Annotated in this window: 9 protein-coding genes; 3 read left to right on the plus strand and 6 right to left on the minus strand. The window is 71.8% G+C overall.

Annotation, left to right across the window (positions count from 1 at the left end; all coding sequences use genetic code 11):
• Nucleotides 1-93 precede the first annotated feature (93 nt).
• The 4 genes from HV826_RS10110 to HV826_RS10125 all read right to left on the minus strand — a co-directional run bounded on the left by HV826_RS10110 (nucleotide 94) and on the right by HV826_RS10125 (nucleotide 7107).
• Nucleotides 94-3981 (minus strand): protein kinase domain-containing protein, encoded by a 3888-nt coding sequence (locus HV826_RS10110; protein WP_176416794.1) that lies wholly within the window; start codon nucleotides 3979-3981, stop codon nucleotides 94-96.
• Nucleotides 3978-5726, minus strand: a complete 1749-nt coding sequence (locus HV826_RS10115; protein ID WP_176416795.1) for a sigma 54-interacting transcriptional regulator — start codon at nucleotides 5724-5726, stop codon at nucleotides 3978-3980. Before HV826_RS10115 ends, HV826_RS10110 begins: the two co-directional genes overlap by 4 nt.
• A gap of 182 nt (nucleotides 5727-5908) precedes the next feature.
• Nucleotides 5909-6589, minus strand: coding sequence for a hypothetical protein (locus HV826_RS10120; RefSeq protein ID WP_176416796.1), 681 nt, complete (start codon nucleotides 6587-6589; stop codon nucleotides 5909-5911).
• Between the two features lie 5 nt (nucleotides 6590-6594).
• Entirely contained in the window at nucleotides 6595-7107 is a 513-nt protein-coding gene (locus HV826_RS10125) for a hypothetical protein (RefSeq protein WP_163777750.1), read from the minus strand.
• 389 nt (nucleotides 7108-7496) lie between these two features.
• Between HV826_RS10125 and HV826_RS10130 the strand changes: the two genes are divergently transcribed.
• Nucleotides 7497-8774 (plus strand): APC family permease, encoded by a 1278-nt coding sequence (locus HV826_RS10130; protein WP_176416844.1) that lies wholly within the window; start codon nucleotides 7497-7499, stop codon nucleotides 8772-8774.
• 56 nt (nucleotides 8775-8830) lie between these two features.
• Here HV826_RS10130 and HV826_RS10135 read toward each other — a convergent pair whose 3' ends face one another.
• Both HV826_RS10135 and HV826_RS10140 read right to left on the minus strand, forming a co-directional pair.
• Nucleotides 8831-10270 (minus strand): glutamine synthetase family protein, encoded by a 1440-nt coding sequence (locus HV826_RS10135; RefSeq protein WP_176410931.1) that lies wholly within the window; start codon nucleotides 10268-10270, stop codon nucleotides 8831-8833.
• 235 nt (nucleotides 10271-10505) lie between these two features.
• Nucleotides 10506-11021: a GFA family protein gene (locus HV826_RS10140; protein WP_176416797.1), complete on the minus strand. Its 516-nt coding sequence runs from the start codon at nucleotides 11019-11021 to the stop codon at nucleotides 10506-10508.
• A gap of 76 nt (nucleotides 11022-11097) precedes the next feature.
• On the opposite strand from HV826_RS10140, the gene HV826_RS10145 reads away from it, so the two are divergent.
• Nucleotides 11098-11904 carry a S9 family peptidase gene (locus tag HV826_RS10145; protein WP_176416798.1) on the plus strand — a complete coding sequence of 269 codons (807 nt, stop codon included), beginning with the start codon at nucleotides 11098-11100 and terminating at the stop codon, nucleotides 11902-11904.
• Between the two features lie 94 nt (nucleotides 11905-11998).
• Nucleotides 11999-12892, plus strand: coding sequence for a hypothetical protein (locus HV826_RS10150; protein ID WP_176416799.1), 894 nt, complete (start codon nucleotides 11999-12001; stop codon nucleotides 12890-12892).
• Nucleotides 12893-12905: the final 13 nt, after the last annotated feature.

Genomic DNA, 12905 nt, shown 5'->3' on the forward strand with positions numbered 1-12905 from the left:
GCAGGCAACCCTGTCCTGGCATGTGTCGCGAGCAGGAATGGACGGCAAGGATTGCCAGGGAGCTGGCAGGGATTGCCGGCAGGGGACGCCCGTTCAGGGACGCGGCGTAGCGCAGACGCGAAAGCCGATGAGGGCCTCCCGCTGCGTGCGCTCCACGCGGTCCCGGTTGGCGGTGTGGGCGGTCAGGTCGCTCTGGTACCAGCTGCCGCCCTGGGCGGACGGCTTCTCCGGGTCCACGTCGGAGCGCGTCCACTCCCACACGTTGCCCACCAGGTCGTCCACGCCGAAGGGGCTCCGCGAGCGCGGGTGGCTGCCCACCTCGTCGGGGCCGAAGCCCCAGGGCTCCCGGCCATAGGTGGCGTCATGGTTGGCGTCGTCCGGCGCCAGCCAGTCGCCTGAAGGGTAGCGGCGTCCGTCGGCGCCTCGCGCGGCCCGCTCCCACTCCCGCTCCGTGCACATGCGCGCGCCCGGCACCTGGCCGGTGCGGTCCAGCCACGCCACGTAGGCCAGGGCATCGTCGAAGGAGACGGCGGACACGGGGAAGCGCAGCCAGTCCTGCTCCCGCCGGCGGTCCCGCTTGCCGTAGCGCAGTCGCTCGCCGTCCCTCACGCTGTAGCTGGCGGACGCGGGACGCAGGGTGAGCCGCCAGCGGCCATCCGGCTCGTGGGCCAGGTCCACCACGGTGAGGCGGCGGCGCGAGCCCGGCATCCGCGCGGCGCGCTCCTCGGGGGGGAGCGTCTCCAGGAAGGCGATGTACTGCGCGAACGTCACCTCGTGCCGCGCGATGAGGTACGCGTCCGTCTCCACGCGATGCAGTGGCGGCGCGAAGAAGAAGGCACGCCGCAGGTACTCGCTCTCCGACGCGCCCTGGAGGAAGCGTCCGGCGGGGATGTGCACGAAGCCCTCGGGGACCGACTCCGCGGCTGGAAGGGGGACCTCCAGCGCCAGCCGCTCGCCGGACGCGAGCAGCACGGGGACGCGCACCGGAAACCGGCCCGGCGCTTCCAGCACCAGCAGGTGGGAGCCCGCGGGCAGTGCCACCTCATGCAGGGGCGTCTGTCCCAGGTCGCGCCCCGGGAAGGGTTCTCCCGCTGGCGTGGGCTCCAGCAACCGCACGCGAGCGCCCGCCGGCGCGCTGGTGAGCGACAGTTGAGCGGGTGCCGTCAGCCCCCGGCGCAGCTCGCCCGTGGGGTCATGGGCCCCCAGCCGCGCGAGCCACTGCGCGCGCTGCTCGGGTTGTCGCTCCTGCTCGGCGAACTCCACGCGCGTGACCAACACGTTGGCCATGAGCGGGCTCACCCGAGGGTTGCCGGGCGCCAGCCCCCAGGCGGCCTCCAGCTCCGACATGGCGCGCAGCGCGGCCTCCTCCACCGCCTGCCGGGCCTGTCGGGCGCGGGTCCACACGGCTTCGGCCGCTTCGCGGTTCTGTGGGCCCGGCGTGTCGAACAGGGTGAAGGCTTGGGTGCTCAGTTGGTCCAGCTCGGCGCGGCGCATGTCCAACGCGACCTGCTGCGCCTGGGCCTCGTCCAGGTGGCGGTTGATGCGGGCGTCCAGCTGCGCCCGGGCCTGCACGCGGGTGACGCCCACCACGCCGCCCAGCACCAGGGGCACCAGGGCCACGGCCAGCCAACGCGTCACCCGGCGACGGCGCGCGGCCCGGCGCGAGCGGGAGAGGAAGTCGCGCTCCCGTGGCCTCTCGACGTGGGAGAGGCCCGCGGCGCGGCTCTCGCTGAGCTGCCGCTCGCCGTAGAGCAGCTCGGGCGGGTGGCCCAGCCGCTCCCACTCCGCGGCGGCGCGCTCCAGGCGCATGCGCACGGCCCGGCGCTGCTCGTCCTGCCCCAACCACCCGCGCAGGGTGTCCCAGCCGGTGACGAGGCTCTCGTGGGCCAGCGTGTATACGCCGTCTCCGTCCTCCGCCTCGCCCGCGGTGAGCAGCCGGCCGCGCACCAGTCCGTCCAGCACCGCGCGTCCGGCGTCGTCGTCGGGGCCGCGCAGCAGCTCCTCCTGGGTGCGGCGCAGGCGCGTGCCCTCGGGCGTCACCAGCTCCAGGAGCATCGCCCGGGCGCGAGGCCGTTGCTCGGGCCGGAGACGGGCGACCACCGCGTCCGCGTGACGGGCCAGCGCGCCTTCCACGCCGCCCAGGGCCTCCAGCGCGGCGGCGGGGATGCGCTGGCGCTGGGAGTCCCGTGCCTCCCAGAGTGCCTCCAGCGCGAACTGGAGCAGGGGCAGGCCGCCCTCCGCTCGGGCCGCGGAGGCGACCAGGGCATCCACCATGGCGGGGCTTTCGAAGCGCATGCCCAGCACGCGGACGGGGCCCTCCACGGCTTCGCGAAGTCCGTGTTCGGAGAGGGCGCGCAGCAGGTGGAGCGCGCGCGGCACTTCATCACCCAGGCCTGGGAGGGCCACCAGCCGCGTGAGGCAGTCGCTGCGCGCGGTGGCGAGGAGGTGGACGCGGGGCGCGCGGCGCAGCACCAGGGCCAGCTCCTCGGCGAGCCGGGCCGCCTGCGTGGGCTCCGAGAAGGTGACGAGCTCCTCGAGCTGGTCGATGAAGAGGAGCAGGGGCGGGGCGCTCGCGGGGCGGCGACGCAGGGCCCGGGCCAGGACGCCAGGCTCCTCGGTGGCGAGGCGTGCGCGCAGGGCCTCCGCGCGCTCCCCGGCCGCGGGGGCCAGCAGCTCCACCCAGGTCTCCAGCGGCCGGCGCCCGGGTGTCCCGGAGAGGACCGCCCACGCGGGGTCGCCCTCCTCCAGGCCGCTCTGACTGACAGCAGGGAGAATGCCCGCCCGGCACAGCGAGGATTTGCCCACGCCGGAGTCGCCCGCCAGCAGGACGAAGGTGTCGCCGCGCAGCCGGTCCAGGACCTCTCGCAGCTCGGGCTCGCGGCCGAAGAAGACGCCCCGGTGCGCGGCATCGAAGGCGCGCAGGCCCAGGTAGGGATTGCCGGCGGGGAGGGCGCTGGCGCGCGTGGGCGTGCTCAGCGCTTCGAGTGCTGCTCGAAGCGCGTCGCCAGACTCGTAGCGCCGGGCCGGGTCCGCGTCGAGGCAGCGGTCCACGATGGCGGCGAAGGCTGGCGACAGTCCCGGTGCGTGCCCGGCGAGGGGCGCGGGGGGACGCTCCTGTATCGCGGCGCCGAGCTGCTCCAACGGCACGCCCTCATGGGGCGCGCGGCCCGCGCACAGTTCGTAGAGGAGCACGCCCAGCGCATAGACGTCGCTGGCCCGGCTGGCGTGCTCACCGCGCCACAGCTCCGGCGCGAGATAGAGCGGCGTGCCTGGGACGAAGGCCTGTCGGGCCTCGTCGGAGCCTGGCGCCGGGAGGTCGCTTGTCCCGGTGTCGGCGCGCGGGCCGGTATCTCGCCCCGACATGACGGGGAGCGGCCGGGTGTCCACGGGCCGTGGTCCAGCCAGCGGCTGGGTGTCGGTGGGTGTTGGCCCTGATGAAGACGGGACGTCCGCGCCCGCCACCGAGGTGGGGAGCTCCACCTCCGCGACCGCGGCCTCCGCGAGTCCGAAGTCGAGCAGCTTCACCTCGCCGTCCTCGGACAGGATGGCGTTGGCGGGCTTGATGTCCCGGTGGAGGATGCCGCGCCGGTGCGCCGCGGCCAGTCCTCGCGCGAGCCCGAGGCCCAACGTGAGCGCCAGCCGTGCATCCACCGGTCGTCGCAGCCGGTCCAGCGGCGTTCCTTGGATGAGCTCGGACACCAGGTAGGGCTGACCCCGCACCTCGCCGACGCGGTGGATGGCCACCACGTTGGGGTGCTGGAGCCGGGCGATGGCGCGCGCCTCCTGGAAGAAGCGCGCGCGCGCCGCCGCGTCCGGCAGCCGGCCCTGCGCCGTGGCGATGAACTTCACCGCCACCCGCCGGTCCAACAGCGTGTCCTGCGCCAGGAACACCTGTCCCATGGCGCCGTGCCCCAGGGGGCGCAGCAGCCGGTACTCCTCGAACTCCGCGGGGGGATTCAATCGCCCGGAGGAGGAGGTCATCCGCTGGGCGTCCCTTTGCGCGAGGCGCGGGGGTGCAGTCCAAGCTGCTTCAGCTTGAACGAGAAGGTCCGGATGGGCATGCCAATCATCGCCGCCGCGCGAGTCTGGACGCCCTCGGCCTCATCGAGCGCCTCCTGCATGCGGCGGCGCTCCAGGTCTCGAATCTCCTGGGCCAGGGGAACACGCGTCTTCTGGGTCGCCACCCGTTCCGCCGCCGCGGGAGGCGGCCCCAGGTCCTGCGCCAAGGGCTGCGTGGGCGCGCCGGTGCCACGAGGCTGCATGCGCGAGGGGAGGTGGTGCGGCTCCACCACGTTCTCCGGCACGGCGGCCGCCGCGTAGTCCATCAGGTTGCGCAGCTCGCGCACGTTGCCGGGCCACGCGTGTCGGGACAGGGCGTACAGCGTGCCCGCGGACAGCTCCATCTCCTCACGGCCCAGCGACTGGCACGCCCGGGCCAGGAAGTCGCGCGCCAGGAGCGGCACCTCGCGCGGGCGCTCCCGCAGCGGTGGCAGCAGCACCGTCGCCGCGCCGAGCCGGAAGTACAGGTCCTCCCGGAACCGCCCCGCGGTCACCTCCGCTTCCAGGTGCCGGTGCGTGGCGGCCACCACGCGCAAGTCGATGGGGCGCTCCCGCACGTCGCCCAGGCGGGTGATGCGGCGGACCTCCAACGCGCGCAGCAACTTGGCCTGCGCGGAGGGGGGGAGCTCGCCCACCTCGTCCAGGAAGACGGTGCCGCCCTGGGCGCTCTCCAGCAGGCCCACGCGGGTGGCGTTGGCACCCGTGAAGGCGCCGCGCTCATGGCCGAAGAGCTCGCTCTCCACCAGCCCCTCTGGCAGGGCCGCGCAGTTGATGGCGATGAAGGGCTTGTCCGCGCGCGGAGACCAGTGGTGCACGGCGAAGGCGGCGTTCTCCTTGCCCACGCCCGTTTCACCGCACACCAGCACGGGCAGCTCGCTGGCCGCCAGCCTGCGCAGCAGCGCGTAGAGCTGCGCCATGGCGGGGTCCGCGACCAGCACGGTGCGGTCCGCCAACGTCAGGCGGGTGATGCCTTCGGCCGCGGGCGCCCACGCGCCGGACACCGCGGTCCGGGCCGCTGCACGCGCCGCCGCCACCAGGGACTCCGCGTCGCAGCCGTCCGAAGGACAGGTCGCGATGCCCAGACGCCCCTGGGGACACGCGGCCAGCAGCGCACCGACGCGCTCACCCAGGCCATCCTCGCCCGGCTCTCCAGAGACCTCGGGCATCATCCACAGCAGGTGCGAGCCGTCCAGCCAGCCCGCGGCTTCCGCCGGGCCCGCCTCCGCCGCCAACAAGGCCTCCGCGGCTTCGTGTCCCACGCAGCCCCGCTCCGGCAGCGCGAGCACCAGCGCGGTGAGCGGCCGGCCATACCGCAAGGCGCGCTCCGCCTCCTCGCGCAGCCGCGCCATCAGCCGTTCCGCCTGGAGCGGGGCGTGCGCGGGAGCGGCGCGTGCACGCGTGCGCACCACCGCGACCACGGCGCCAAAGGACACCACGTCACCGGACAGCAGGGGCTGCGCGGTGTCCACGGGGCGGCCGTTGAGGGTGGTGCCGTTGTGGCTGCCCAGGTCCACCAGGCGCGCGCCTTCCTCCGTCAACACCAGACGCGCATGGCGGCGTGACACGCTGTCGTCGCGCAGGCACAGGTCCGCCTGCTCGTCGCGGCCCACCAGCACCACGCCTTCGGCGGGGAGGGAGAACCGCGACGTCGAGTCCCCCTCCAACACCAGGAGATACGAGGCGCCGGAGTCTGATGATTCCGGGGCGCTCCCAAGAGGGCGCGTGTCGCGAGCACTGGGCTGTGAATGGGCCATGACGGGGCAGAGAATGCTGTCACGCCCACACTGGACCGGGCAACCGGGGGCGCGTCCAGACGTGCGCCGGTCCGGGCTCCACACGTCCGGGCGTCTCACGGTCGCAGCGTCATGGGAAGCGCCTCACCCGCACGCGACAGGTAGATGCGCGAGGTCAGCCGGCCGCCGTCGTCCGCGGGCCGCATCACCGCCTGCCCCTGGAGGCCGTTCACCCTCATCAGCGATGACAGCAATTCCGCGCGCGCCTCGGCCGCGTCGTGCTCCACCTCCAGCACACACAGCCGGGTGCGGCAGTCCACGCGCGTCAGCCGTGAGCCCGCGAAGTCCGCACCGCCGAACGCACGGGTGACGAGCGTCTCCGTCTGCCCCGCCCACTCCCTGTCACGCGGCTCGGTATGGGCGGCGGCCTGCAACTCGGCCTCCAACTCCTGCCGCCGCTCCTCGCGAGCCACCTCCAGCGTGGCCGGGTTTGGCGAGGTGGGCGTCGCCGCCTGGGGTTCGGGCGCTGCCTCCTCCCCGGGCACGGGCAGCGGAGCGGGGGGCCCCACGGACTCCACGCGTCGCATCAGGTGCCCTTGTCCCCGGCGTAGCGCCTCCAGCTCCGCGCGCAGCGCCCGCACCTCCAACGTCAGGTCCGCTGGGGACCCGGGCCGGGCCTCTGCCGCTTCCACGCGCGCCGGTGTGGCTTCGGGCGTGGCCCCCCACATGCTCCACCCAACGGCGGCGGCGACGGCGGCCGTGGCCAGACCCAGGATTCCCCAACGAACCTGTCGCATGGTGGCTACTCCGTGACGACGAAGCTGGCGAGGACGGACGAGTACGTGCTGGAGCCGCTGGTGTACTGCCCCGGCAGCACGCAGCGCAGGCTCACGTAGCCATTGAGGCTCGCGAACACCGACGGCAGGCTGATGGAGAAGGTGTTGTGGCTGGAGGTGTTCGCACCCCAGTTGGAGCACGCCGCGGACGAGGCGAGGGCGGTGCCGTCCTTCTCGGCCACCGTCGCGGTGCAGCAGACGTTCTCCGTCAGGTGCGGGTCCAGCGCGGTGACGCTGACGGACAGCGATTCCGTGAAAGAGGGGATGGAGACGTTGCGCTGAATCGGGCAGACGACCTCAATGGTGTTCGAAGTCGAGTTGAGGAGGCGACCACTGCGGAAGATGGTCGGGTTCGCGAAGCCAGAGACAGACGTACAGAGCGAACCCGAGTAGGTCGCGGTCCCCGCGAGGGCGGGCAGGGCGCTGAGCATCGCGAGCGCGGCAACGGACTTCGACACGAACGAAAGCGACTTCTTCATGGAGCTCTTCCTGGCTTCACACCCTCGTCGCGGCGTCGCGTCATGCGGGCCGGCGGAGCGTGGCGAGCAGGGGAAGAGCAACCCGGATGCCAGCCTTTGCACCGCGCCGGTGCCTGGAGAATCCATCGCAGGTGAGGCAGCTGTTGCCGCGCCCGCGCCATTTCGGTGCGGCAAGGCTTGCCAACCCCGGCAGGACTTGCCGTTCCTACGGCGTGGTGGTGGGGGCCCTGCGCTGGCGCGCGCAAGCGGCCTGGATATCGGGCCGGAACGCTCGGCGTCCGCAACCATGACGAAGGGGGCCGCCCGGTGCATTGATGCCCGGCGCTCAACTGTAGTGAAGTACCTCCGTGCCGGTTCCTTCCTCTGCTCCCGCGTCCGCGTCGCGTCCGGTGGGGCCGCTCCAGCTCCTCGCGCTTGGCGTCAATGGCATCGTCGGCGTCGGCATCTTCTTCGCTCCGGCGGAGGTCGCCGCGCTGGCGCCGGGGGCCAGCGCCATTGCCGCCTTCGCGCTCACCGGGCTCGCGCTGATACCGGTGGCGCTGGCCTTCGCCGTGCTGGGCCGGCGGTTCGACGCGGACGGCGGGCCTGTCCTCTTCGCGCGCGCGGCCTTTGGAGAGCGGGCGTCCTTCCTGGTGGGGTGGGTGGCCTACGTCAGCGCGTTCCTGAGCACGGCCGCGGTGGTGGCCGGCCTCTCCCAGGCGGTGGCGCCCTCCCTGGGCCTGGAGGGGGCGCTGGGGCAGCGCGTGCTCGCCTCCGTGCTCGTCACGGCGTTGGCGGGCGTGGTGGCGTCCGGCATTCGCGTGTCGGCGGGGACCTGGACGGCGCTCACCGTCGTCAAGCTGCTGCCGCTGGCCGCGCTGCTGGTGGCGTTCCTGGCGCTGTCGGGGCCACCTCCCGCCCAGGTGGTGGCCGCGCGCCCGGCCATGGACGTGTCCTGGCTGCGCGCGGGGTTGACGGTGATGTTCGCCTACCAGGGCTTCGAAATCGTCCCGGTGATTGCAGGGCAGGTGCGCTCATCGTCGCGCACCGTGCCGCTGGCCACGGTGGGCTCGCTGCTGGTGGCGGTGCTGCTGTACGTGGGCCTGGTGTGGGCGTGCGTGGCCGCGCTGCCGGAGCTGGCCACCCAGGCCGCGCCGCTGGCCGCGGCGGCGGGCGTGTGGGGCGGGCCTGGGCTCGAGGGGTGGGTGAAGGCGGGCACCAGCGTGTCCGCGCTGGGCATCTGCCTGGGGATGATGGTGACGACGCCGCGCTACCTGTCCGCGCTGGCGGCGGGCGAGCACACGCTGCTGGGGCTGGATGGGATGTCCGCCGGCGGCGTGCCGGTGCGCGCGCTGGTCGTCACCTGGGCGCTGGTCCTGCTGTTCGTCAACCTGGGCGACCTGTCGGAGCTGTTCGCCCTCTCCAGCATCGCGGTGCTGATGCAGTACGGCGTCACCTCGGCCGCGCTGGCCGCGCTGGCCTGGCGGCGTGAGCGGGGGCTGCGTCCGCTTCACGCCCTGCTGGCGGTGCCCACGCTGGGGCTGGGGCTGACGTTGGTGGCCTTCGGCGCCAGCCCGCGTGAAGGCGTCACCATGGTCCTCACCACCGTCGCGGGACTGGTGCTGCTGCGGCTGTCGCGGCCCCGGGCCTCCGAGCCGCCCGCGGCGCTGCGCAGCGAACCGCTGTAACGCGCGAAGCCGCCGCCTCCCCATGTCGCGGGAGGACGGCGGCCTCTCTTCCGTTCCTAGAACTGGCTCCAGAGGTACTGGTTGGTGATCTCGTGGTGGAACACGATCTCCGAGTACTTCACGCGGTTGCCCAGCTGCTTCGGGCTGCGCTCGGCCGTGGACGTCTTGAGCTCGGCGAACTTGCTCTGCACGCTCTCACCCAGGATGGACGACACGAACTGGCTGCCCTTGAAGAGGCGGATGGCGTCGAAGATGTTGTCCGGCAGGAAGCGGGTGCGGCTGCGCTTGGTCTCCGCGTCCTCCTGCGGCTGCGGGCCCTCCAGGCCAGTGCGCAGCAGGGTGTAGAGCACCAGGTACGGGTTGGCGTCCGGCGCCACCGAGCGGCACTCGACGCGCGCGCTGCGCTCGTTGCCGAAGGGGATGCGCACCATCGCGCCGCGGTTGTTGGCGCTGGCCTTGATTTGATTGGGCGCCTCGTAGTGCGGGTCCAGGCGGCGGTACGCGTTCACGCTGGAGTTGAGCGTGAGGCAGATGTCGTTCGCGTTGTTGAGGATGCGGTCGATGAACTCCCAGCCCATGGGGCTGAGGCCGTCCTGGCCGTCCTTGTCGTAGAAGAGGTTCTTCCCGCCCTTGGACAGCGACATGTTCACGTGCATGCCGTTGCCGTTGACGCCCGTCACCGGCTTCGGGAGGAAGCTGGCGGTGCAGTCCAGCTGCGCGGCCACCTGGCGGCTGAGCAGCTTGTAGAGCTGAATCTGGTCGGCCGCGATGAGGGCCTCGCTGTACGAGAAGTTGATCTCGAACTGGCTGGGCGCCACCTCGGGGTGGTCCTTCTCGTTCTGGAAGCCCATGGCGCGCTGGGCCTCGGCCACCTTGTCGATGAACGTGCGCAGCACGTCGCCGGGCAGCGAGTGGTAGTAGCCGCCGATGGAGATGAAGTCGAAGCGGCCCGTCTCGTGGTAGTGGCGCTCGGCGTCGCGGCCCTTGAAGAGGAAGCCCTCGATTTCGGGCGCCGCGTGGAACACCGTGCCGTCCTTCTGGTACATCGACTCGGTGAGCTGCTTCAGCTTGCCGCGCAGGTCGGCGTGGTACGGCGAGCCGTCACGCTCCAGGACCTCGCTGAACACCAGCACCTTGCCCGGCCCGAAGATGTCCGAGGGCAGCCAGTAGAAGGCGCCCCAGTCGATGTTCAGCCGCAGGTCGCTCTCCTGCTGCGCGGAGAAGCCCCGGATGGAGGAGCCATCGAACGTCAGGTTGTCGGCGCTCTTGATGAGGAACTTCTTGTCGTAGTCCAGCATGTGCAGCCGACCCTCGAGGTCGGTGAAGCACACGGTGACCGCCTTGATGGCGCGTTCCTTCGTCAGGTAGTCGATGCGCTCGTCACGGAGCTTCTCAGGCGCGATGTGCTTGAGACGCTGCTCCTTGACCTTGAGGTTGCGCTCTTCCAACTCGTCGTAGGGAATTTCCAAGAACGTCCGTAGCCCTTTCGCGTCCATTGTCCGTACCTCCCAAGCCGGGTTCCTCGCCGTCGGTGCGGCGGAAGGAATCCGTGGACGCAGGTATTTACACTTGGGGAGATGAAATCAAGTCTAAATCTGCCGACCTGAAGTATAAAATCTTTGCGCTGAAACCTTCAAGCTCGCCTGCTGACACTCAAGCCTACCATGGACGCTCCCGGACTGATGGCCGGTGGACACTGGAACGGGCGTTTTTATTGCGATGCGTCACGCCTCAACGGCCGAGCCACATGGCCACCTGGGCGCCCACGAGCTTCAACATGAACCCGAGCGGGTAGCTTGGGTAGCTCGGCACGTCGGTTGGCAAGGTGACGCTCGCGGGTTTGAACTTCGTCTGGACGCGGGCCTCCACGGGCGGGGCGGGCTGCTGGAACCGGGCGCGGTACACCGACACCCAGTGGGGGCCGCGGTCGAAGCCCAGGAACATGGCCGTGTTGCAGCAGGTGGCGACGACGCGGTGGGAGACGGACTTCTCCTGGAGCTTGTGGGGGCGCAGCAGCTCGGCGCCCTTCTCGCAGCGGACGCGGTCCTTCCGGTAGAGCACGTACTCCGTGCCGCCGTCGGGCGACAGCACGGGGCGCGCATCCGGCAGCGCCTCGATGCGGCGGGCGCCTTCCTGGCAGTCATCGCAGTAACAAGCGGTGGTCATGATGGGCTCGCCACGCGCTTCGACCTCCACGCTTCCGCACGCGCACCGGACGGTGGTGACCTTCTTGGGCGGCTTCGACATCGGCGACTCCGGGGTGGGGGGGGCGCCCTGGCTATGCCTCCACGGGTGGGCCCACGCAACCGGGTAGGATGCCTCCATGAGCTCGATGTGGGTCCTGGAGACGCCCGCGCCCGCCGCGGACGCGCGCATCCCGTATGGAACGGAGTCCCACCAGTTCGGCGACCTGCGTGTCCCCCATGGCCCCGGGCCGCATCCGGTGGTGGTCGTGGTGCACGGAGGCTTCTGGCGCGCGAAGTACGGGCTGGAGCACGCCGGTCACCTGTGCGCGGACCTGACCCGGCGCGGCTTCGCGACGTGGAGCCTGGAGTACCGGCGCGTGGGGCACGAAGGCGGCGGCTGGCCCGGCACGCTGGAGGACGTGGCGCGGGGCACCGACTTCCTGCGCACGCTCGCGCGGGCGCATGCGCTGGACCTCTCGCGCGTCGTGGCGCTCGGCCATTCGGCGGGAGGGCACCTGGTGGCGTGGCTGGGAGCCAGGCACCGGCTGCGGCCCGGTGATGCGCTTCACGGCGAGGCGCCGTTGTCCCTGCGCGGCGTGGTGCCGCTGGCGGGTGTGGTGGACCTGCCGCGCGCGTTCGCGCACCGGCTGGGGGACGGCATCGTGGAGACGTTTCTGGGTGGCACGCCGTCCACGGTGCCGGAGCGCTACCGCACGGCCTCGCCCGCGGCGCTCCAGCCGCTCGGGGTGCCGCAGGTGCTCGTCCATGGAGCGGAGGACGACACCGTGCCCGTGTCGATGAGCGAGGACTTCTGCGCGCGCGGCCGTGCGCTTGGGGACGACGTCCGCTGCGTCACCTTGCCTGGCGCGGGGCACTTCGAGGTCATCGACCCGCGCTCGCGGGAATGGCCCCAGGTCGTGGCCGCGGTGCAGGCCTTGATGTGAGGCTTTGGCTGCGAAGTCGCCCGCTTGGTTCTTCACAGGTCAAGATTCGACAGGGTAGGTTCGTTTTGAAGAGAAGTCCTTTTGAGGGGGCATCATGGGCGTCGTCTATCTATTGCTCTACATCGCGGGAGGGGGGCTGCTGACCCTGGGGGTGTCCCACTTCCTTGATGATGTGATGGCGGGCGAGCCGCTGTGGAGCGCGGGGCGTCTGCTGGCCATCGGGGCGTTCCTCATTTGTCTCGCGGGGGTGCTGCACGCGTTCGTCGCGCGGCGCCGCGACCCGAGGGGCGCGCCGGCGGCGTTGCCCAGGATGAGGGCTCGCTCATTCGCCCTGGCGGGCGCGCTATGGGCCGTGCCCATCCTCGTGGGGTGGGTTCAGTTCGAGCGCTTCGTCGACCCCATCCGGATGATGCCGCAGCTCACGGTGCTGGGCGGCCTCTTCCTGGTGTTCTGTGTGTGCACCCACGTCATGGCGAACCTGCGCGCCCGCGTGGTGGCGACGACCATGGCGGTGGCGTGTGTCGGCCTGCCGCTGGGGTTGTTGGGGGCCGCGCTCCCCATCCGCCACTTCAACCATCACCTCAGTGATGTGATGACGCTCCAGATGGACCCCATCACCCACGCGGACTGGAGCGTCACGAGCCGTCGTGATGGCGTGGACATGCCCCCGGCGCCGCTGGATCCGCACGAGAGCCTGCTGGCGGTGGCGGCCGCGATTGGAGATGCCCGTCCCATCGACGTGGAGGCCGAAATCGCCGCGGGGCGCATGCGGCAACTCGAGGACGGGACCTACGTCATCGTGAATCCAGACGGCTCGGAGTCAGGCCTGGCCGACGCGAAGGCGTTCGACCAGCAGCTCGACGAAGCGGACGCGGCCGACAAGCGCCGCGCCGCCGAGGCACAGGCGGCGCGCGTGGCGGCGTGGGAGCGGGAGCTGCGCCAGCGCAAGCTGGGCGGCCGGCTCTTCACCCGGGCTCCGGCTGACTGAACCTCGCCGGACG

It is taken from the genome of Myxococcus sp. AM010 (assembly GCF_013372585.1).
Classification (GTDB): Bacteria; Myxococcota; Myxococcia; order Myxococcales; family Myxococcaceae; genus Myxococcus; species Myxococcus vastator.

Excerpts from the sequence above, each read along its gene's own strand:
- HV826_RS10135 (WP_176410931.1), bottom strand. The coding sequence starts at position 10,270 with ATGGACGCGAAAGGGCTACGGACGTTCTTGGAAATTCCCTACGACGAG.
- HV826_RS10110 (WP_176416794.1), bottom strand. The coding sequence starts at position 3,981 with ATGACCTCCTCCTCCGGGCGATTGAATCCCCCCGCGGAGTTCGAGGAG.
- HV826_RS10145 (WP_176416798.1), top strand. The coding sequence starts at position 11,098 with ATGAGCTCGATGTGGGTCCTGGAGACGCCCGCGCCCGCCGCGGACGCG.
- HV826_RS10125 (WP_163777750.1), bottom strand. The coding sequence starts at position 7,107 with ATGAAGAAGTCGCTTTCGTTCGTGTCGAAGTCCGTTGCCGCGCTCGCG.
- HV826_RS10120 (WP_176416796.1), bottom strand. The coding sequence starts at position 6,589 with ATGCGACAGGTTCGTTGGGGAATCCTGGGTCTGGCCACGGCCGCCGTC.
- HV826_RS10150 (WP_176416799.1), top strand. The coding sequence starts at position 11,999 with ATGGGCGTCGTCTATCTATTGCTCTACATCGCGGGAGGGGGGCTGCTG.
- HV826_RS10140 (WP_176416797.1), bottom strand. The coding sequence starts at position 11,021 with ATGTCGAAGCCGCCCAAGAAGGTCACCACCGTCCGGTGCGCGTGCGGA.